Annotated in this window: 19 protein-coding genes and 1 pseudogene; 9 read left to right on the top strand and 11 right to left on the bottom strand. The window is 45.7% G+C overall.

What is annotated here, in order from left to right:
- Window positions 1–4: 4 nt before the first annotated feature.
- From LEP1GSC052_RS06400 to LEP1GSC052_RS21625, 3 genes are all read right to left on the bottom strand, one after another.
- Complete coding sequence (locus LEP1GSC052_RS06400) at window positions 5–979, bottom strand: pyruvate dehydrogenase complex E1 component subunit beta (RefSeq protein ID WP_010574975.1); 975 nt, start codon at window positions 977–979, stop codon at window positions 5–7.
- Window positions 979–1,962: a pyruvate dehydrogenase (acetyl-transferring) E1 component subunit alpha gene (pdhA, locus tag LEP1GSC052_RS06395; protein ID WP_010574974.1), complete on the bottom strand. Its 984-nt coding sequence runs from the start codon at window positions 1,960–1,962 to the stop codon at window positions 979–981. The genes LEP1GSC052_RS06400 and pdhA overlap by 1 nt, the downstream gene beginning before the upstream one ends.
- A gap of 278 nt (window positions 1,963–2,240) precedes the next feature.
- Window positions 2,241–2,447 (bottom strand): hypothetical protein, encoded by a 207-nt coding sequence (locus tag LEP1GSC052_RS21625; RefSeq protein ID WP_040913325.1) that lies wholly within the window; start codon window positions 2,445–2,447, stop codon window positions 2,241–2,243.
- Between LEP1GSC052_RS21625 and LEP1GSC052_RS06385 the strand changes: the two genes are divergently transcribed.
- Window positions 2,446–3,291 (top strand): flagellin N-terminal helical domain-containing protein, encoded by an 846-nt coding sequence (locus tag LEP1GSC052_RS06385; protein ID WP_002154628.1) that lies wholly within the window; start codon window positions 2,446–2,448, stop codon window positions 3,289–3,291. The two genes, LEP1GSC052_RS21625 and LEP1GSC052_RS06385, sit on opposite strands and share 2 nt — an antisense overlap.
- Before the next feature lie 458 nt (window positions 3,292–3,749).
- Complete coding sequence (locus LEP1GSC052_RS06375; RefSeq protein ID WP_010574971.1) at window positions 3,750–4,601, top strand: flagellin N-terminal helical domain-containing protein; 852 nt, start codon at window positions 3,750–3,752, stop codon at window positions 4,599–4,601.
- A gap of 341 nt (window positions 4,602–4,942) precedes the next feature.
- Here LEP1GSC052_RS06375 and LEP1GSC052_RS06370 read toward each other — a convergent pair whose 3' ends face one another.
- From LEP1GSC052_RS06370 to LEP1GSC052_RS06360, 3 genes and pseudogenes are all read right to left on the bottom strand, one after another.
- Complete coding sequence (locus tag LEP1GSC052_RS06370; RefSeq protein WP_010574970.1) at window positions 4,943–5,452, bottom strand: HPP family protein; 510 nt, start codon at window positions 5,450–5,452, stop codon at window positions 4,943–4,945.
- Between the two features lie 179 nt (window positions 5,453–5,631).
- Window positions 5,632–6,182 (bottom strand): annotated as a pseudogene (locus LEP1GSC052_RS06365) (c-type cytochrome).
- A 542-nt stretch (window positions 6,183–6,724) separates the two neighbouring features.
- Complete coding sequence (locus tag LEP1GSC052_RS06360; RefSeq protein WP_010574968.1) at window positions 6,725–7,963, bottom strand: lipoprotein LipL46; 1,239 nt, start codon at window positions 7,961–7,963, stop codon at window positions 6,725–6,727.
- A 65-nt stretch (window positions 7,964–8,028) separates the two neighbouring features.
- On the opposite strand from LEP1GSC052_RS06360, the gene LEP1GSC052_RS06355 reads away from it, so the two are divergent.
- From LEP1GSC052_RS06355 to LEP1GSC052_RS06330, 6 genes are all read left to right on the top strand, one after another.
- The gene (locus tag LEP1GSC052_RS06355) at window positions 8,029–9,291 is read left to right on the top strand and encodes an exo-beta-N-acetylmuramidase NamZ family protein (protein ID WP_010574967.1); all 1,263 of its coding nucleotides are present in this window, start codon (window positions 8,029–8,031) and stop codon (window positions 9,289–9,291) included.
- Entirely contained in the window at window positions 9,260–9,961 is a 702-nt protein-coding gene (locus LEP1GSC052_RS06350) for an LIC_11883 family protein (RefSeq protein ID WP_020986823.1), read from the top strand. The genes LEP1GSC052_RS06355 and LEP1GSC052_RS06350 overlap by 32 nt, the downstream gene beginning before the upstream one ends.
- A complete protein-coding gene (locus tag LEP1GSC052_RS06345; RefSeq protein ID WP_010574964.1) occupies window positions 9,958–10,809 on the top strand; it encodes a DUF2797 domain-containing protein in 852 nt (283 codons plus the stop codon). Before LEP1GSC052_RS06350 ends, LEP1GSC052_RS06345 begins: the two co-directional genes overlap by 4 nt.
- A gap of 104 nt (window positions 10,810–10,913) precedes the next feature.
- Complete coding sequence (locus LEP1GSC052_RS06340; protein ID WP_040913324.1) at window positions 10,914–11,771, top strand: M48 family metalloprotease; 858 nt, start codon at window positions 10,914–10,916, stop codon at window positions 11,769–11,771.
- A 137-nt stretch (window positions 11,772–11,908) separates the two neighbouring features.
- Complete coding sequence (locus LEP1GSC052_RS06335; RefSeq protein WP_010574962.1) at window positions 11,909–13,093, top strand: DUF2157 domain-containing protein; 1,185 nt, start codon at window positions 11,909–11,911, stop codon at window positions 13,091–13,093.
- Window positions 13,090–13,635 carry a GDYXXLXY domain-containing protein gene (locus tag LEP1GSC052_RS06330; protein ID WP_010574961.1) on the top strand — a complete coding sequence of 182 codons (546 nt, stop codon included), beginning with the start codon at window positions 13,090–13,092 and terminating at the stop codon, window positions 13,633–13,635. Before LEP1GSC052_RS06335 ends, LEP1GSC052_RS06330 begins: the two co-directional genes overlap by 4 nt.
- Here the strand turns inward: LEP1GSC052_RS06330 and LEP1GSC052_RS06325 are convergent.
- The 5 genes from LEP1GSC052_RS06325 to LEP1GSC052_RS06305 all read right to left on the bottom strand — a co-directional run bounded on the left by LEP1GSC052_RS06325 (window position 13,595) and on the right by LEP1GSC052_RS06305 (window position 18,387).
- On the bottom strand, window positions 13,595–14,482 hold the full coding sequence (locus LEP1GSC052_RS06325) for an NAD(P)-dependent oxidoreductase (RefSeq protein WP_010574960.1): 888 nt from the start codon (window positions 14,480–14,482) through the stop codon (window positions 13,595–13,597). The two genes, LEP1GSC052_RS06330 and LEP1GSC052_RS06325, sit on opposite strands and share 41 nt — an antisense overlap.
- A 96-nt stretch (window positions 14,483–14,578) precedes the next feature.
- Window positions 14,579–15,328, bottom strand: a complete 750-nt coding sequence (mce, locus tag LEP1GSC052_RS06320; RefSeq protein ID WP_020986718.1) for a mammalian cell entry protein Mce — start codon at window positions 15,326–15,328, stop codon at window positions 14,579–14,581.
- Window positions 15,329–15,359: 31 nt separating this feature from the next.
- Window positions 15,360–16,124 (bottom strand): ABC transporter ATP-binding protein, encoded by a 765-nt coding sequence (locus LEP1GSC052_RS06315; RefSeq protein WP_010574958.1) that lies wholly within the window; start codon window positions 16,122–16,124, stop codon window positions 15,360–15,362.
- Window positions 16,125–16,126: 2 nt separating this feature from the next.
- Entirely contained in the window at window positions 16,127–16,906 is a 780-nt protein-coding gene (locus LEP1GSC052_RS06310) for an MlaE family ABC transporter permease (RefSeq protein WP_010574957.1), read from the bottom strand.
- Window positions 16,903–18,387, bottom strand: a complete 1,485-nt coding sequence (locus LEP1GSC052_RS06305; RefSeq protein WP_020985613.1) for a hypothetical protein — start codon at window positions 18,385–18,387, stop codon at window positions 16,903–16,905. The genes LEP1GSC052_RS06310 and LEP1GSC052_RS06305 overlap by 4 nt, the downstream gene beginning before the upstream one ends.
- On the opposite strand from LEP1GSC052_RS06305, the gene LEP1GSC052_RS06300 reads away from it, so the two are divergent.
- Entirely contained in the window at window positions 18,343–19,398 is a 1,056-nt protein-coding gene (locus tag LEP1GSC052_RS06300) for a D-alanine--D-alanine ligase (RefSeq protein ID WP_040912883.1), read from the top strand. The genes LEP1GSC052_RS06305 and LEP1GSC052_RS06300 overlap by 45 nt on opposite strands.
- Window positions 19,399–19,486 lie beyond the last annotated feature (88 nt).

The raw sequence follows: 19,486 nt of genomic DNA, 5'->3' as shown, positions 1-19,486 counted from the left end.
CGTGTTATTCGAGCATCTCTCGAACCTTGGCGATGATCTTTTCTTCGCTCGGAAGAGAAGCTTTTTCCAAGTTCGCCGCATAAGGCATCGGAACGTCTTCTTGCGTGATTCTTTCCACGGGCGCGTCTAAATCGTCGAAGGAATTTTTTTGAATCAAATACGCGATTTGAGAACCGAAACCCGCGACTTCCCAACCTTCTTCTACGATCAAAGCTCGGTTGGTTTTTCGAATCGAAGCGTAGATCGCCTCCTCGTCCAAGGGGCGGATCGAACGAAGATCCAAAACCTCCACCGAAATTCCTTCCTTTGCCAATCTTTCCGCGGCGGGCAATACATACATCAAGGCTCTGGACCAACTAACAATCGTTATATCCGAACCTTCCCGTTTGAGATCCGCCTTTCCGAACGGAATCGAATATTCCTGATCGGGAACTTCTCCTCTGCTCCCGTACAAAACCTCGCTTTCGATAAAGATCGTGGGGTTGTTGTCTCGGATCGCCGTTTTCAAAAGACCGCAAGCGTCGGCCGGGGTATAAGGAGCGATCACTTTCAAACCCGGAATATGCGCGTACCAACTTTCAAACGACTGAGAATGTTGAGCCGCCAATCTTCCGCCCGCGCCGCCCGCGCCTCGGAATACGATCGGTATCGGAAACTGACCGGCGCTCATATAATTCATTTTAGCCGCAGAGTTGATGATCTGATCGATTGCGACGAGGGAAAAGTTCCAGGTCATAAATTCGATGATCGGTCGGAGTCCCACCATTGCGGCTCCGATTCCCACGCCCGCAAAACCGTTTTCGGAGATCGGAGTATCGATGACCCTTCTTTCTCCGTATTTCGCGAGCATTCCTTGGGAAACCTTATAAGCTCCGTCGTAGTGACCGACTTCTTCTCCCATAAGAAAGATGTTCGGATCCTTGTCCATTTCCTCGCACATGGCGCGGTTCAAAGCCTCTCTATACGTGAGAATCGCCATCAGACATCCTCCGCATAAACGTTCTTATACAACCAACCCAACGGGGGTTCTTCGCTCGCGTCGGCGAACGCGATCGCTTCTTCCACCTGAGCGAGCAAATCTATATCTAGTTTTTCTAATTCTTGTTCGGACCATTCGGAATGAAGAAGATCCATCTTCGCCTTAATCAGAGGATCGCTTTGTTTGTATCGATCCAATTCTTCCTTGGTTCTGTATTTCGCGGGATCGGACATGGAATGTCCTCGGAAACGATACGTGGAAATTTCCATAAGAGTAGGGCCTTCTCCTCTGCGCGCCCGTTCTACGGCGACGCTTACGTGATCCCGAACCTTTCGAACCTCGTCTCCTTCGATATGATCTCTTGCGATATCATACGCTCCCGCGCGAACCGAAACGTCCTTTACGGACAACGCGCGGTATTCCGGAGTTCCCATCGCGTAGTGATTGTTCTCGCAGATCATCACGAGAGGAAGTTTCCAAATCGCGGCGAGATTCATTCCTTCGTGAAAGGAGCCGATGTTGGCCGCGCCTTCTCCGAAAAAACAAATCGTGACCGAGTTTTCGTTTTTGAATTTGGAAGCGTATGCGATTCCGGCCGCGAGAGAAATATGACCTCCCACGATTCCGTGACCGCCCATAAAACGTTTGTTCTTATCAAAGAAGTGCATCGAACCTCCGTAACCTTTGGAGATTCCCGTTTTTTTACCGAAGAGTTCCGCCATCAAAGCCTTCGGTTCCAATCCGCGGGCGAGCGCGTGACCGTGATCTCTGTAAGTCGAAACGATGTAGTCTTGTTCCTTAAGAGCCGCGATCGATCCGACGCCGACCGCTTCTTGACCGATATAAAGATGACAGAATCCTCCGATCTTTCCGGTGCTGTACGATTTGGCCGCGCCTTCCTCGAATCTTCGGATGAGAAGCATCTGTTTATAGAGTTCGAAAAGATCCTGAGTATCTTTTTTGGTTTTGGGAGAATGGATCAAAGAGAACCTCCAATCAAAGTCGAAGCAGAGATTTAGACGAACGTAAGAAGTCTAAAAGCCGTTACGAAATGAAGAATGATTCGAAAAGAAATTCTTGTGGCAATTCAAAACTGGATTCGAATAAAAAAAGGGGAGGAGAAGGTTCCGAAACCAAAAAAAGTGTATTAGGGTTTTTCGGCTTTGGTTCGAAACTTTCCATAGGGAATTTTTTCTAAAAAAAGTTGAAAATCCTGATTCTCGAAAAACCTTGAATTCTTTTAAAAAATGACGTAAATCGATCATTTTAAAAGAAATCGTCCATTCTTTCCAAATTTAATCCGCAACCCCCATTCACCGAAGATAGAGTAGGAAGAAAAAGACTCTTTGGACCAAAATCCGTCGGTTTGATTCTTCCTTATATATAAATCAATTAGGCCAAAACCAAACTCACAAGGGGCTCGGGCACGGATGCCGGAGTCATGATCAGTTTCAAGGAGGAAACCCATGATCATTAATCACAACTTAGCCGCGATCAACTCCCATCGCGTTCTGAAGTTTCAGAATAACGAAGTAGCGAAGAATATGGAATCTTTGTCTTCCGGTATGCGTATCAACCGCGCCGGTGACGACGCTTCCGGACTCGCCGTTTCTGAAAAAATGAGAACGCAGGTAAAAGGTCTCAGACAAGCTGAGAGAAACACCGAAGACGGTATGTCTCTAATCCAGACCACTGAAGGATATCTGCAGGAAACGAACGATATCATTCAAAGAGTTCGGGTTCTGGCTATCCAATCTTCCAACGGAATTTACAGCGCGGAAGACCGCCAGATGATTCAGGTTGAGGTTTCTCAGCTCGTTGACGAGATCGATCGCATTGCTTCTCAGGCAGAATTCAACAAGATGGCTCTCCTTCAGGGGGACTTTGCAAGAGGTTCTAGAACTTCTTCCATGTGGTTCCACATTGGGCCGAACCAGCACCAAAGAGAAAGAGTGTATATCGCGACTATGACCGCGAAATCCCTCAACCTCATTAAGGCTGACGGTTCACTCCTGACGTTGTCTACGGCTGAATTTGCCAATGACTCTATCGGGGTTCTGGACGACGCTCTGATGAAAATCAACAAACAAAGAGCGAACCTCGGAGCATACTTCAACAGACTGGAACACGCTTCCAAAGGTCTGATGGTTGCTTACGAGAATATCCAGGCTTCAGAGTCGAGAATCAGGGACACAGATATGGCGGAGGAAACCGTTGCATTTACGAAGAACCAGATCCTGGTTCAATCCGGAACTGCAATGCTTGCTCAGGCTAACGTAAGACCTCAGTCGGTTCTCCAGCTTCTTAGATAAGATTTTAACCTGAACGGTTAAGGTCTTGCAGTCGCCGAGTTTCGGCGGCTGAAAAGAGCGGTGAATAACTGACCGGAAGAGGAGCGCATCTTTCTAAGATGCGTTTCCTTCCGGAATTGATTCCTAAATTCCATCCGGTCCGTTTTGATCCGACCTTTTTTAAGAAAGCCGCTTATCGCGGCTGTTCGTGTTTGAGAATCCCCGAAGTACGACGGAAAGTTCGGCTAAAGAACATTCTAAATTTAAAATATTAGAATATTCGCTTTCCGTGGTCCTTTTGGGATCAAAGAGGTTCGTTGAACTAACAGTAACGATTGATAATCCATTATTACTCCGTGATAGAAGGACGCCTGGTCTGTCAGGTGGTCTGAACACTGTCCATCCCGGAGCACCGGACAGATCATGTCCGGCCGGCAGATAGGGAGATTTGCCGGTTCATCTCTACAAAGGAGTGTAGAATGATTATCAATCACAACCTGAGCGCGGTGAATTCTCACCGTTCTCTTAAGTTCAACGAGGCTGCTGTGGACAAGACGATGAAGGCTTTGTCTTCCGGTATGCGGATCAACTCCGCGGCGGACGACGCTTCCGGACTCGCTGTTTCCGAAAAGCTGAGAACGCAGATCAACGGTTTGCGTCAGGCCGAAAGAAACACCGAAGACGGGATGAGCTTCATTCAAACTGCCGAGGGTTTCCTCGAACAGACGTCGAACATCATTCAGAGAATCCGGGTGCTCGCCATCCAGACCTCGAATGGGATCTACAGCAACGAAGATAGGCAGCTTGTGCAGGTGGAAGTATCTGCGCTGGTGGACGAAGTCGATCGAATCGCTTCTCAGGCTGAATTTAATAAATTCAAACTGTTCGAGGGGCAATTCGCAAGAGGCTCGAGGGTCGCTTCCATGTGGTTTCACATGGGTCCGAACCAAAACCAGCGGGAAAGATTCTTTATCGGCACGATGACTTCGAAAGCCCTGAAGCTTGTAAAAGCGGACGGGAGACCGATCGCGATTTCTTCTCCGGGAGAAGCCAACGATGTCATCGGTCTGGCGGATGCGGCTCTTACGAAGATCATGAAGCAGAGAGCGGATATGGGAGCTTATTACAATAGGCTTGAATATACCGCAAAGGGTCTGATGGGTGCGTATGAAAATATGCAAGCGTCGGAGTCCAGAATTCGAGACGCCGATATGGCGGAGGAAGTTGTCTCGCTGACCACAAAACAAATACTTGTGCAGAGTGGTACGGCAATGTTGGCGCAGGCAAACATGAAACCGAATTCAGTTCTCAAGCTTCTGCAGCAGATCTGAGGAAGCCTTCCAGGAGGGAAGGTAGAAAAAAAGGTTCCGTCGGAAGGCATCTCTTCCGGCGGATTTTTTTATTTTAGAATCGATTCAGATGTAGTTATTTCGAGCATGTCGTAATTCCGACGATGTTTTGTAGAACGGCGGCCCCACCCCGATTCGGGTGGAGGAGGCGGGTTCGTGGGAAGAATTGCGAAAGTTTTCAATATCAGAATATTCTACTTTTTGCAAGTAGAATATTGCATCAAAAATCTTGTCGTAACTCCGACCGAATTCAACTTAGAAATCGGCTGAAGCGATTCAATTGTCAATTCTCAAAGAATCCTTAAAATCGAAGCATCGATTATTCATCTCCAAAATTTCGGATACTGACGATTCTTATTCAGGTTGTTGAACACGAGCGCAAGAATCAAAAGGATCAAAGATCCGCTGAGCGCCGGAGTCAAAAGAAAACTCCAACTTTCGTTTCCCATCAGAATCACGATCGGATCCGCACCCGCGGGCGGATGAGTCGTTTTCGTAACCTGCATGATCGCAATCGAAGTCGCTACGGCAAGTCCTAAGACATACCACTCGTTTCCAAGAAGATTCAGAAAAAGAAGTCCGATCGTCGACGCGATCAAATGACCTCCGACTAAGTTTCTCGGTTGAGAAAGCGGGCTTTCGGGAACTCCGAACAAAAGCACACAGGACGCACCGAAAGGGGCCATGATCAAAGGAGAATCGAACGTTTCGGATAAAAGGGCGATGAGGGAAATCCCGAGAATTCCTCCCATCCAAGACCACAGAATTTGTCTATACGCGGGGCGGGGCGGTGAGATTGCCTCCGCCTTCATTTTTTTGAGAATTCGTTTCATTGTATGTCTCTAAGTTCTAAGTTCTATTTTTATGTTTTTTAAGAACGGTGGATGGAAACGGCGACTTACGTCGAACACTTTCCGTACGTTTAAAAGATCGCGGTCCTTTTCAGAGAGAATAAAAAGAGGAGAAGACGAACGGACCGTAAAACTACGGTTACAATCCGTTCGATCGATCACTATTCGAGAATCGGTTCGGGAACCTTATTTCGAATCGGCTTTAAAGATTTCAGATACGCGAAGATATCCTTTCATTCTTCGTCGTTTCACGTGCTTAAGTTGCCCGCAAAGATCGGTCCCATTGGAGGAAGGATGGTCTTCTTACTCCCATTTTTTTTTGAGTGCGAATCGTTTGAACGAACATATCTTCCGTCCAACTGCCGATCCCGGTTTCAGGATCGGGCGTTAGATTCTTTGCAAAGCTGATCCCCCAAGGACCGACCACCGCCGTAAGATCTCCGGTAAACAAAACCCAGGGAGAATTTTGAAAACTTTTGTAATCGGGTAATCGATTTGTTTCCAAATATCCTTCTAAGAATTTTGAATTATCGGGAACCGGGTCTTGTGCCGTCATGTTTTTTGGTGTGTGGCAATCGCCGCGTCCGCTCGCAAGGACGATTTTTTTTCCGCGTTCGATGCGGGCCGAGGTGGAATGGTCGCTCTTGGAACAATTTGCCGACAAGGCGAGAATTGCACCGACAGAGAAAACCGTCGAAAGAATTTTTTTCATAACAATCTCCGAAATGAAATCTGAATCGATCCAGGCGCTCGAACCTCGTTACGTGATTCGAATTCGAGAATCTGGATCGTAGGCAGAGCTTTAGTTGAAAATGAAGAAGCGATCTAAAAATTGAATATTCTAGTTATTGAATGTTCTTTGTTATTGATCGCGGATCGGATTTTTTGCTTCGATTTATAAGTCGTTTATCAAAACAATTCCGGGAAATGAAGATTTATCCGCGGGAACGGTCGATTTCGTCCGGTTTTTGTAAGAGTTCCCACAAAGGAAAAGCGTTCCTATTCTACTTGCAAGAATTCTAATTTTCTGATAAAGGGGATTTGTCCGGAAATTTTCCCACGAGCCCACCACCTCCACCCAATGCCGGGTGGGGCGACCCCTTGTTTTACTGCAAAATGTGGGAACTCCTACAGTTTTCCGTTTTTTCGCGACGTTCTCATTTTACGCACTGCGCTCTGAAGACAAAAAAATACCCGAGGTTTTTGCAACCACGGGTATTTTACTACATTCTAAAATTCTAAACGAAAGAAAGATTATTTCAAAGGTTTGAATTCCAGAGTAACCACACCGCGAGTCGCGGACTTTACTTCCAAAGACTTAGTCGCCAAGAAAGAGAATCCTCTGTCTTTTTTATAAACCAATTCTTCTTGGAAAAGCGCGTCCTTGCCCGGATAAATCACTTCCCACTCGGAACCGTTCGTATCGGAAGTTCTTACGTTGACTTCTTTCGCCGCGGTAAACTCGGTAAGATCGTCTTTGAACTTAGTCGCTTCGTCCGCGTTGAGTCCGGTAAACTTCAGAACGATCGGATTGTTTTCAGTGAGGTTAAACCATTCGTCTTTGAGTTGCGCGTTTACTTTTTTAGAAACGGAAGCCGCCCATTCGCTGATCGCTTTTTCTCTGGAAACTTTTTGAGTGATGTCGGCGCCGCGTCCGTCCGCAGTTCCGCTATCTACGATCTTTCCATCTCCCCAAAGAAGAACCACTTTGTAAGTTCCGGTTGCGGCAGTGTTATAGATCGTTCTTTCCAAAGCCTTTCCGTTTACGGAGTCAAGAGGTTGTTGGTCTTCGGTTTCCACGGTTCCCAAAACCAGAACTTCGGCTTGCAGAGCTTCCGCAAGAATCTTAATCAAAGGAGAACCTTCCACTTGATCCGGATTCACTTGATTCTTCGTTACTTTTTTAGCGGTAAGAGCGGGATCGATGATCTTGTTTCCGTTCTTTTTCAGAGCTTTGATGATTTCCGCTTCTCCGAAATTGTTCGGGCTTGCTGGAGGAACGGGAGCGCCGGCCACTTTACCGAGAACTAAAACGGCAACTCTAGGATTGCCCACGTCCGCGAGAAGGTTGTCGACCGCGGTGGAGATTTTGGATTCTTCCACTTCGCAACGAACGGTAAGTTTCAACATAGGCTGAGTGTCGATTTTTCCCTCGGCTTCGTCGATGATATCGTAGCTCTTTACGAACGCGTCTGTTTTGGAAAGAAGACTGGAACCTAAACTTTCTCCGTCGGAAGCCTTGCTTTTGTTGCTGATTTCTTCGCCGATCACTTTACGAACCGCGTTGATCTTAGCGTCCTTCAAAGCTCTTTGTTTTGCGATCTGTTTGTCGCCGTTATAAATTGGCGCTTCGCCGATCACGGTAACCTTGTTACCTTCTTTCTCATACATTTCTTTCTTCTTACCACGAGTGGAACCGGAAGAACCGCAACTGATTGCGAAGGAAATAACTGCTAGGGCCGCGATGAGCCTGGTGGTAGGGAAACGATTCATTTTGTCGTTTTTCTCCTTGAAGAATAGGTTTGAGGGATTTTCTTAAACAAAATAGGAATTCTCGGATGCTCTACACAAAAATAAAGAAAAAATTCTTCCTTTTAGTCATTTTTTTTCTCTTCTTTCCTTCCGTTGCCTGCGCGGAAAGAAGCTTTCGCAAACATATTGCGGATTCTAAACTAATCCCTTCTGAAATCGAATTTTATTCGAACATTCTTCCCGGACTTGCGGGTAAGAATGTAATTCTCATTACGAATCCATCCGGAATCGGCAGAAGCCCCGAAAGAATCGTTCGAGAATTTAAAAAACACGACGTTAAAATCAAACATCTGATCGGACTCGAACACGGCTTTCTCGGTTTGGAGGAAGACTTCAGCAAATCTCCCGTAACCGTGGACGAATTTTTCAATCTTCCCATCTATCATATCTATCGCGTAAAGAACGCGGAACTTCCGGCGATCTTAAAAGGAGCGGATGCGATCCTTTTCGACGTGCAGGATATGGGGATGAGATGTTATACTTACCTCACGGTTTTAAAAAGAATCATGGACGGAATCCCCGATCCGGCGAGCACGAAACTCATCGTACTCGATCACGTAAACCCGGCTCTGTATTTAAAGGGAAGAGGGGAAATGATCGACAAACGATTCTTAAACTTTGCGGGAGAATTTCCATCCCTCTTTTTCGGAGGTTTGACCTTGGGAGAATCCGCCGTGTTCTACAACTCGGAATACTTGGATAAAAAAGTTCAGTTGGAAATCATATCTCCGAAGAACGCAAAACGTTCCTTCGATTGGGATAAGGAAGGAATTCCTTGGACCACGCCGTCTCCGAACTTGCCGACCGTGGATTCCGCGATCAATTACTTGGGTCTTGTTTTACTGGAAGGCGTGAATGTTTCCGTCGGACGAGGAACTACCGCTCCTTTTGTTTACTTCGGAGCACCTTGGATGAACGAACCCGAGAAGTTGGCGGAAGAATTGAATCAGAACTCCGGCGGAGATTATTACTATCAAACCGTGTTTTTTAAACCGGTCTTCGGTCCGTATAAAAACGAAATCTGCAGAGGACTTCGCCTAACGGTCGTAAATCGAAAATACGATCCGTTGAAAATGGCTTTTAAGTTGATCGCGGGTTTGAAAAATCAATACAAAGAGTTCAAATGGAGATCGTATCCGGACGGAACGCATAACATTGATTTTCTGTGGGGAACGGAATCCTTTCGAAAAGCGATCGACAGCGGAAAAAGTTACGATCAGTATTCCGAATTTTTAAATTCTGCCGAGAAAGAATACAATGAGAAGATTAAGAAATATTATCTCTACTAAGATGGAAAAAGGAATTTTTACGTTGTTCAGAACGTTTTCGTTTTTGATTCTATTCCTTTTTTTGAATGTTTCCGTTTCCGCGGAAGAACCGTCTTGGAAGGAATATTCTCTCCGAGAACTCATAGGTAGACTCAAGTATTATACCTACGCGAAAGTCGCCCAGAGTTTGAGAAGGGAATATCCCGCGAGTCAGGAACAGGTTTGGGAAAATTCTCCCTGTTCGATTTCCATTCCCGAACTTCCCGGTCCTTTTTTCTGCGGATTGTTGAAACAACAGAGTCCGTCTACGCATGCTTCCGTCTCTTCCTCGGACGCCGCTTCGACGACTTCGAGTTTGTCTCCAGCGAACGCGACGACCGCGTCCGCAAATTCTCCGTCGCCGAACCGAGGTTTGAATCCGAATCCGGGCCCTCTCAAAGAATATAAGAATATTCAACTATACTCAGGTACTACGATTTCCGGAAAAAATGTCGCTCAGATCGGTTCCGAGGAAAATCCGGGAGAATCTTTACGCGCGTTTTACTTAAACAACGGACAACTCAGTCATTACGAATTTCAGGATCGAATTCTGATCTTTGATTGGTCCGGTTCGAAACTCAACGCAATCTTGGAAGTAAAAGTCGATCCTATACTGAGACCCTTATCGGGAAGGGAAATTTTATTTCCATGAAACCGATCGCCTCGGGTTTTTTAAGAATGATGGATCATCAAGGAATCGATCCGGTATCCTATATCTGGGTGACCGCGACCTACGATTCCGATTCCTCCGAAAAACAAGAGGCTCGTATTCAAGAAAATTCTACTATTCTAAACTACTTGGGTAAGAAGGTGAAACTCGAGTTCACCGGAAAGATCCGTTGTGTTTCCTGCGGAAGAATCACGAAAAAAAGTTTCAACCAAGGAAATTGTTTTACATGTTTTCAAACTCTCGCTGAAAACGATCTTTGTATTTTAAGACCCGATACTTGCCATTTTCATCTGGGAACCTGCCGCGAACCCGACTGGGGAGAATCTCATTGTTTTATTCCTCACACAGTGTATCTCGCAAACAGTTCCGCGATCAAAGTCGGAATCACGAAGGAGAATCCGGTTTCCAATCGTTGGGTGGATCAGGGTGCGGTTCAGGGAATTCCTCTCGTCGAAGTCACATCGAGAAGGGACGCTGGAATCATCGAAAAAGAACTTTCGAAAGTGTTATCGGATCGAACCACTTGGCAAAAGATGGTCGCGGGTGATCCGGAACCGATCGATCTTTCCGAACGAAAAAAAGAATTCATAAAACGAATCGAAGAATTGGATTTGGATCTCGACTACAAGGTTTCGGATCAGGAAACTCCCACCATTCTTCGTTATCCCGTGCAGAGTTATCCGCAAAAAATTCAATCCTTAGCTCCCGAAAAAAATCCGGTGATCGAAGACGTTCTCACGGGAATCAAAGGACAATATCTTCTTTTTTCATCGGGTGTCATCAATATCCGTGCGTATGGCGGTTACGAAACCGTTCTCAGCGCGGAATAAATTTGACGCGATCGGTTCGCTCTCCTTCGAATCGTTTTTTGGCGGGGAATTCTTCCCTTCGTTTAAAAAATTCCGCGTTGATTCTTATCCAAGATTTGAGAAGAATGTTTTCTATGAAAAAGATTCTTCCGAAGTTGTTTCTTCTTTTTACCGTTTTGTATCTTTGGGGTTGCGGCGCGATCATCGATTCTGTCGTTCCCATCGAATTGGATCTTCAGATCGGTAAATCCTTTTTGGAAAACGCAAAAGAAGGAAAGGAAGGGATGCATATCCTCAAAGATCCGGCTTTGGAAAAATACGTTAAGTCCGTTGCGGATCGAATTCTCAAATCGGATCAGATCAAATACAAAAAGGATTTTCCGTATAAGATTTCCATCTTGGACGACGACGATACGATCAACGCGGTTTGTACTCCGGGAGGTTATATCTTCGTTTATACGGGACTTTTGAAACTCATCCAAGACGAGGCCACGTTAGCCGCCATTCTCGCGCACGAAATCGCGCACGCGGAAAAAAGACATTCCGTAAAACAGATCATCAGTTCTTTGGGAATTTATTTTACGATTTATATCGGGCTTACGATCTTTTTAGGATCGGACGCGGCCAATCTGATCAATCTCGGTTCGCGGGTCGGGGGAGAAATTCTTACGTTGGCAAACAGCCGTTCCGCGGAAGCCGAAGCGGATTCAATGAGTTTTGAATATTTAAAATCCACGAAATACTATCCCGGCGCACTCGAATCGTTTTTCGTTTTGATCGAAAAAAAGGAAAAGGAAGAAGGCGGATCGAGCCCCGATAAACGTGTGATTAAATTCTTATCCACACACCCTTTGAACGAGGACAGAATCTCCGAAAATAAAAAAAGACTTCAGACGATCGGAAATCCGAAAGCCACTCCCGAAAATCTGTATACGGAACGGTATCAAGCCGCGATGAGAAGAGCCTTCGGCGAATCAGAGTGACCGCTAACAAAGCGTATATTAAAACGAAGTCCCCGCAAAGACCGGGTTTTTTCCTCCGTGAAACGAGTAACGGAGGGACCCGGTAACGAAAAAAATTTCCTTGTCTTAAAGTCGGTCGTTCCTAAAATCCTGCATCTATGCGTTTGGAACAAAAACTCAAAAAATGGGTGGAAGAAGGTTTAATTCGATCCGAACAATCGGACGCGATTTTAAAATTCGAAGAAACCCGTAAAACTCCCTATCTATATTATTCTTTTATCGTATTGGGCGTCTTTGTGATCGGGATCGGAGTGATCGCGATCATCGCCGCCAACTGGGAAGAACTTCACGATTTCTTAAAGTTAGGCGCCGGTCTTTCTTTGCTTGTGATCGTATCGGGTCTCGCCTTTTGGAAACGGGAGAATCCGAATTTACTCACCGTATTTACCGTGTTCAATTCCATGTTGATCCTCGGAATGATCGGACTCGTTTCCCAAGTCTATCACAGAGGGGGAGAATACTACGAAGCGGCCGCTCTTTGGTGTATTCTCAATTTTTTATTTCTTCTTGCGACGGATTCCAAGACGTTACTCCATCTTTGGTTGATCGGATTTCAGATCTTTTTGACCGGTTGGATTTTGGATCAGAATTCCGGTTTCGACAAAACGTATTGGGAGAATTATTTCTTCTTTTGTACGATCGGATTTTATACGATCTGGCTCGCGTCCGAAAAGTTTTCCTGGGAATCCCGCAAAGGTTCTCTCTTTTTATGGACCCTATTGTTCTTAGTCGCGGGAAGCGCCTTTTGGGGATTTAGACCTTCGTATGATCTTTGGTATTCTTCCTTGGATGGAAGCAAGGAATCCTGGCTGCAAGCGTTGAAGGATTATCCTTGGAGCAACGTTTGGATTCGTTTGATCGGACTCGTTCCGGGAGTTTTTCTTTTGTTCAAAACGGATTCGTTTTCGAAGATGCAAAAGAAATCCTTTACGATCAGTTTGGTTGCGTTGTTTCTTTTATACTTTCCGATCTTCTTTCTTCATACGATGCAGGAAACGTTCTTGGCAAGCGTATGGAATCGAATCGTTTCGATGATTCCCGCTTTGTTGTTCGTCGTGTTTTGGTTGGGAATCGCCTCCGCGTTTCGTTCCCACAAAAGAATTTTCGATCTTTCCATCGCGGTCATCGGAATTCGCTTTTTGTATTTCTACTTCGATTTATTCGGTTCCCTTTCGTATACGGGCTTCGGTTTGATCCTATCCGGAATTCTAATCATCGCGTTGACGGTCGGTTATCTGAAATTTAAAGGAAGGGTGAGAACCTTTTTGGGAGAACAAGAATGAAAATCCTTAAGATTCTTTTACCGATCGCGCTTTTGATCCCGGTCGCGTTTTTTGCGTCCGAAATCGTATATTTGGAATTTATAAAGAAGTCCGGGAAAGAATTGATTCTTCCCGTAAGCGGATACGATCCGCGCGATTTGTTGTCCGGTCATTATCTTCGATACAATATCGAATATCAGACGTATTCGGTTTGCACCTCATCGACCGACAATCAGGACGAATCTTATAAATTTGATAAGAATGCAGCGCACTGCGTATGTTATTCTCATCCGGGTAAAATCGAAGAAGGGGATGGAACCTTCGTCGAAAACTGCAACGCAGAAACATTACAAGATCGTAAAGTTTGCAAGTTGTATCTGCGCGGAACCTGTCAATACGGACGATTCAAAATCGGGAACGAACGTTTTTACGTAAACGAAACCAAGGCATTGGATTATGAAAAACGACTTCGAGACGAAAGCGTTCATATCCGATTGAAAGTGGACGAAGACGGAAAGGCCCTTACGGATTCTTTGATTTGGGCGGACGGATCTTCGCTGTGACTTCGTTTAGACTGCAAAAATCTTTTTCGCCGAAACCGGCTTTCATACCGGAGTCGTAGATCGCAGGAAGATTTTTACAAAGAGAAAGGTCCGTCTTGTTTTCCTTTGCGAGTTCCATCGCGTGGTAGACGTCCTTTCTCATATTCTTTAAGGAAAAATGAGTTTCGTAGTTTCCGTTGAACACGAACGGAAACTTGAACTCGGCGATTCCGGATTTTGCGGCCGATTGAAGAAGAATGTTCTTTAAGATTTCCGGTTCGATTCCGGAATTTTTTGCGAGTTCAAAACCTTCCATATAAACCTGAAAGATTCCCGCTTGGATCATGTTGAGGGCGAGTTTTGCTTTTTGTCCGCCGCCGAGAGAACCGCAGTATTCCGTGTTCTTTCCGCAAATCTCGAAGAAAAATCGAATGTCCGAAACTTCTTCTTCGTTCGCTCCCACCATAAAAAGAATTTGTCCGTCTCTTGCCGCGTTTTTGGAACCCGTCATCGGAGAATCGTAAAAACGAATCTTTCGATCCGCACATTCCTTTGCGAGTCGTAAGGTAAGAGGCAGGGAAGTCGTCCCGCAATCCAAAATGATCGGAGGTTTTGCATCTAAAAGTCCGGAAGAAATCGTTTCCGTTTCGACCACTGCGTCTTCTGTAAGACAAAGAACGACCAGATCGCTTTCTTTGGCCGCTTCCGCGGGAGAACGGAAGAGCGAAGTTTTTTCGTTTTTTAGATCCGCGATTTTGGAAAGATCGCGCGCGTAGAGTCTGAGTTTATGTCCGGCCTTGCCGAGATTTTCCGCGATGCCGCGGCCCATGATTCCGGTTCCGATGATGGAGATTGTATATTCTTTCATTATAATATAAAAATAAATTAAATTACGGCGGTCTTTAAGATTTTATTGAACCTGTCGAAAAAATAAAGCCCAAAATTTTGAAAAAAACTTATGATATTAAAACGCGCTCAATGCGGCCCGGATAAAGCTGGTGACCGGTGTTTGTTCTCTCGTGTCTTCGAGACCTTCTCTGAGTTCTCGGAGGACGATCTGCGCGTCCGTCAAAACCGTGTTTACGTTTTTATGAACGTCGTCGTTGTTGATGAGACGTCCCAAACTTCCGTCTCCGGTGTTGATCTTTGTGGTGATATCGGCGATGTTCGAAAACGTTTTACGGATATCGCCCCGGTTTTCCGAAATGAGTTCGGATAAACTTACCAAAGGATCTTGAAGAACCCTTCCTTTGAGGGCGCCCGCGGCTTTGTAGTCGATCATCGTTACGGGAGTGGCTCTCGCTCTTGTTCTTTCGGATTCCGGGTCGGTCGTTCCCGGATCGATGGAGATCACCCGTCCGGTCAAAAGACTTTCGTTTTTGATGATGATATCGTAGTTGTCGTAGAGTCTTATTTTTTCACGGAGAAGCATCGTGATTTCCACTCTGGTTCCGATTCCGGTTTCACCTTCCTGAATCTCGACTCCGTTTTCGTCGATTTGAATCAGTCGAATCGCGGAAACATAACCGAAGGGAACCCCTTGAACGGTGACCTTGTTTCCCACTTTGATTCCTTCCGCGTTTCGGAAGGTGACCTTCATAAATTCTCCTCGTTTTTTTACGGGACCGCCTTCGGTGATGATCGTAAAATATCCGACGACTGCGATAGCTGCGGTAAAAATGACTCCGACGAGAAGATAACGCAAGGAACTCATATTCAATTCTCCTTATATGGGTTGGGGGCCTTTATTTGGTTTCCAGGATCATAGGTCCGGTCGTTTTTCCGTGAATGAACTGTTGGATGAGTTCGTTGTCCGAATTCTGAATCTCTTGGGGAGTTCCGGTAAACACGATCTTTCCCTTGTAGACGAAGCTGATCCGATCCGCGATCATATACGCGCTCGACATATCGTGCGTCACCACGACCTGCGCGGCTCCGGTTTCCTTTTGGATCTTTAACACGAGTTCGTTGATTACGTTCGACATCACGGGATCCAAACCCGACGTGGGTTCGTCATACAGAATGATCTCCGGGTTTGTCGTAATCGCTCTTGCGATTCCCGCGCGTTTTTTCATACCTCCGGATATATCGTTCGGAAAGTTATCCTTTGCGATCACCATATCCACGAGTTTCAATTTTTCCATCACGATTTCTTTGATCTTTTCTTGGGATGCGAGTTTGTGTTCTCGGAGCGGCAAGGCAACGTTGTCGAATACCGTCAGCCAGTTGATTAAGGCTCCGGATTGAAAGAGGACCCCCATTCTCGCCCTGAGTTTCGTTTTTACTTTGGGACTGACTCGGGAAATACTTTCTCCGAAGATATAACAATCTCCCGCGTCGGGTTCCAAAAGTCCGGTGATATGCTTGAGCGTTACGGATTTTCCGGTTCCGGAAGGTCCGAGTATCACGAGGGTTTCTCCCTTTTTTACGTGCAGATCCATTCCCGCGAGAATCTTTCTTTTGCCGAAAGACTTGTGAACGTTTTTGAGTTCGATTGCAAACGGTTCCATATTCAATCTCTATAAAGTAGGGCGGTGATCATATAACCCGTAAAGATCACCATCAAAAACGAGGTGACTACGGATTCTCTTGTGGCGCGTCCGACTCCGATCGCTCCGCCCGAGGTTCTAAGACCGTGAGAACAGGAGATCGCGGATACGATCACACCGAAAATAAATCCTTTTAGAATTCCAACGTATAAATCCTTCAGACCCGGAATCGAAGCGATTCGATCGAACACGTCCCGAAAGTATGTGAAGTAATCGATCCCGAGTTGGAAATAACCCACGATCGCTCCTCCCAAGATTCCGAGAATCGTGGAATAAACGCATAACACGGGAACCATGATCGAAAAACCCAAGATACGCGGAAAGATCAAATAACGCACCGGATCGATGGACATCACTTCGAGCGCGTCGACTTCTTCCGAAACCTTCATCGTTCCTATTTCCGCCGCCATCGCCGAACCGATCGACGCCGCGAGAATGAGCGCGGTCATAAACGGAGACATTTCTCTCGTGAGAGTGATCGTCATCAAAAGACCGATTTGTCCTTCCGCGCCGAAATCCTTTAAACCGAGTCCGGTGTTCAGGGACATGATCATTCCGGTAAAAACCGCGACGATGGAAACCACGGAGATACTTCCGACTCCGGTGATGTACATCTGGTCCAGAATTTCCTTTCTTTTAAAAAAACTATAAGGAAGGTTTAGAATACTCTCATATACCAAAAGGATCGTAAAACCGCTTGCGTAAAAAAATTCGGTGAGTCTTTCTTTGATAGGTTCGGTCATATTTTGATAAACCAGAGAAGTTGGAGATTCCGGTTCGATTCGATTCTTTCATAGCCGATGAGACCGTAAAGGAATTTCCAGGAAGTTTTTTCGGGAGTCAGGGAAAGTTCCAATACGAACGGAATGCTCGCGTGAAATTCGGTTTCCGTCCATCTCTGCGTGTAAGCTCGCATCAAAACGGAAACCCTTCTTTCTCCGTTGGAAAGTTTTTGATATTCCACGATGGACCAAAGAGGATCCCAGATCCGATCCACGACCTCGGACTTGATCGGAAACAAGGACAAAACGTTCCAGACCAGATTTCCTTCCCGGTCCTTTTGATATTTGAAGAGGGGCCAGAGTTTCAGATAACTTTCTTCTCGATCCCACTGAACGTATTTTCGTTTCGAGTTAAAGTAGAACGGAATCAGAAACGTATCGTCCGACTTGATATGAAACGTATCCGTCTGCAAATGAAAGTAGAACGGAGTTACGAACGTGGTTTGTTTGGAAGCGAATCTGTAATGGCCGTAAAAAGGAAAGAAGATCAACTTTCCGTAATCCTCGTCCTGATTGACCCCGTACTGAAACAAAAAGAACAACGCGTTGAAGTCCTTCTCGCCCGTCCGTTTGTCATAGCCGTAGCCGATAAAGGAACCCAAAAGCGGAATGATGAAAAATCCTCTGGCCTTCATGTTGCCCGCTTCGGAATCCTTGAATCCGAAAAACGGGAAGAATATTTTGTAACGAACCGGTTCTCGTTTATCCTGAAAGACGGTGCCCCACTGAAAGAAGGGCCACAAGAGCGAATAACGTTCGTATTTCCCTCGATGAACTTTTTTCGAATACAAGGGAAACAACCTGAATTCTTCCCTGGTTTCGGAGGAAGCGGTCAGGAAGATCGGCCATAAGACCGCGGTCGCTTCGTAGTCCTTGTATTTCCAGTTCGTATAAAGAGGAAAAAGGGCAAAGCTCAGTTCCGAATAACCGATCTTGTTTCTGAGTTTTCCCGCAAACGGAAAAAATCCGAAGTATTTTTCACGGGCCGTGTCACCCCAACCCCAGAACAACAAAGGAGTCAATACGTCCGTATCTTCTCCCACGTCTTCGTGAAGCGTGGAGGTTCCGGTAAAGAAGAATAAAAAGGTCCAAACCTTCCAGTATTTCGTTTCTTCGCTGTAGTAGATCGGATACAAAACGGTCTGAAATCGATACGCGGATTTTTCTTCCCTATAACTCGAGTAGAAGGGACGGAAGATGACCTCGGATTCGCCCGCTCGGATTTCCTTTTGATAAAGAAACCAGAATTGATCATACTCCGATTTGAATTCTCCCACGGGTTTGGAAGGGTATTCCGAAAAGATGTTTTCAGAGGAGAAGAGAAGAATTACGATGCAAAAGATTCTAAACTTCGAACCGAAGTTTAAACCGAACCCATTCTTTTTGGAGAATTTCTTTTGGCTAAGATCGCAGTCTTTTTTGGTGGCAGTTCTACGGAACACAGTATCTCGATTCGAACCGGTTGTTTTATTTGTAAGACTTTGCATGCGATGGGGCATTCGGTCAAACCCATTCTCTTGACCAAGGAGGGAGGCTGGGTGGTTCCTTTAGAATATCGGATGCTCGTTCCGTTTGAGTCAGTGAATTCTCCGGAATTGTTTCAGGAAGAATTTCAAAAAATGAACGGTGTTTCCAAAACGGATTCCGTCACATATCTGGACGCGGACATCGTTTTTCTCGGTCTTCATGGAGGCAAGGGAGAAGACGGAACGGTCCAAGGTTTTTTAGGAGTTCTCGGAATTCCATATACGGGTTCGGGTGTTACCGCCTCGGCGATTGCCATGGACAAAACCAGGGCCAATCAGATTTTTTTACAATCCGGACAAAAGGTAGCTCCGTTCTTCGAGATCGGCAAGTTGGAGTATACGAACTCTCCCGAAGCTGCGGTCAACAAGTTGATCGGCTTGGGATTTCCTCAGTTTTTAAAACCGGTCGAAGGCGGTTCCAGCGTTTCTACGCATAAGATTACAAATCGGGAACAACTTGCGGAACAACTCTCTCTTATGTTTGAAACCGATTCCAAGATCATGAGCCAATCCTTTCTGGCGGGAACCGAGGTTTCTTGCGGAGTTTTGGAGCGGTATCGAAACGGAAAATTCTCGAGAATCGCGTTACCCGCAACCGAGATCGTTCCCGGTGGAGAATTTTTCGACTTCGAATCCAAATACAAACAAGGTGGCTCAAACGAAATCACGCCCGCGAGAATTTCCGAGATAGAAATGAAAAAGGTTCAAGAGCTTGCGATTTCCGCGCACGAATCTCTCGGTTGCAGAGGTTATTCCAGGACCGATTTTATCCTCGTAAACGGCGAACCTCATATCTTAGAAACGAATACCCTGCCCGGAATGACGGAAACCAGTTTGATTCCGCAACAGGCGAAGGCGGCCGGGATTTCGATGGAAGAGGTTTTTGCGGATCTGATCGAGATCGGGTTGAAAAGTTCTCTTGATTGAAGCGCGCCTTGTGAACGGACTTTCGCGGAATTTTTTGTTTTAATATTTTGTTATTATAATATTCGAATATTATAATAACAAAATAACA

Source organism: Leptospira kmetyi serovar Malaysia str. Bejo-Iso9 (assembly GCF_000243735.2).
GTDB lineage: Bacteria > Spirochaetota > Leptospiria > Leptospirales > Leptospiraceae > Leptospira > Leptospira kmetyi.
This window is presented reverse-complemented; position numbering and strand designations above follow the sequence as displayed.

What these genes read in the sequence shown, in the direction of transcription:
- LEP1GSC052_RS06400 (WP_010574975.1), bottom strand. Translation starts at nt 979, where the DNA reads ATGGCGATTCTCACGTATAGAGAGGCTTTGAACCGCGCCATGTGCGAG.
- LEP1GSC052_RS06385 (WP_002154628.1), top strand. Translation starts at nt 2,446, where the DNA reads ATGATCATTAATCACAACTTAGCCGCGATCAACTCCCATCGCGTTCTG.
- LEP1GSC052_RS21625 (WP_040913325.1), bottom strand. Translation starts at nt 2,447, where the DNA reads ATGGGTTTCCTCCTTGAAACTGATCATGACTCCGGCATCCGTGCCCGA.
- LEP1GSC052_RS06375 (WP_010574971.1), top strand. Translation starts at nt 3,750, where the DNA reads ATGATTATCAATCACAACCTGAGCGCGGTGAATTCTCACCGTTCTCTT.
- LEP1GSC052_RS06370 (WP_010574970.1), bottom strand. Translation starts at nt 5,452, where the DNA reads ATGAAACGAATTCTCAAAAAAATGAAGGCGGAGGCAATCTCACCGCCC.
- LEP1GSC052_RS06360 (WP_010574968.1), bottom strand. Translation starts at nt 7,963, where the DNA reads ATGAATCGTTTCCCTACCACCAGGCTCATCGCGGCCCTAGCAGTTATT.
- LEP1GSC052_RS06355 (WP_010574967.1), top strand. Translation starts at nt 8,029, where the DNA reads ATGCTCTACACAAAAATAAAGAAAAAATTCTTCCTTTTAGTCATTTTT.
- LEP1GSC052_RS06350 (WP_020986823.1), top strand. Translation starts at nt 9,260, where the DNA reads ATGAGAAGATTAAGAAATATTATCTCTACTAAGATGGAAAAAGGAATT.
- LEP1GSC052_RS06345 (WP_010574964.1), top strand. Translation starts at nt 9,958, where the DNA reads ATGAAACCGATCGCCTCGGGTTTTTTAAGAATGATGGATCATCAAGGA.
- LEP1GSC052_RS06340 (WP_040913324.1), top strand. Translation starts at nt 10,914, where the DNA reads ATGTTTTCTATGAAAAAGATTCTTCCGAAGTTGTTTCTTCTTTTTACC.
- LEP1GSC052_RS06335 (WP_010574962.1), top strand. Translation starts at nt 11,909, where the DNA reads ATGCGTTTGGAACAAAAACTCAAAAAATGGGTGGAAGAAGGTTTAATT.
- LEP1GSC052_RS06330 (WP_010574961.1), top strand. Translation starts at nt 13,090, where the DNA reads ATGAAAATCCTTAAGATTCTTTTACCGATCGCGCTTTTGATCCCGGTC.
- LEP1GSC052_RS06325 (WP_010574960.1), bottom strand. Translation starts at nt 14,482, where the DNA reads ATGAAAGAATATACAATCTCCATCATCGGAACCGGAATCATGGGCCGC.
- mce (WP_020986718.1), bottom strand. Translation starts at nt 15,328, where the DNA reads ATGAGTTCCTTGCGTTATCTTCTCGTCGGAGTCATTTTTACCGCAGCT.
- LEP1GSC052_RS06315 (WP_010574958.1), bottom strand. Translation starts at nt 16,124, where the DNA reads ATGGAACCGTTTGCAATCGAACTCAAAAACGTTCACAAGTCTTTCGGC.
- LEP1GSC052_RS06310 (WP_010574957.1), bottom strand. Translation starts at nt 16,906, where the DNA reads ATGACCGAACCTATCAAAGAAAGACTCACCGAATTTTTTTACGCAAGC.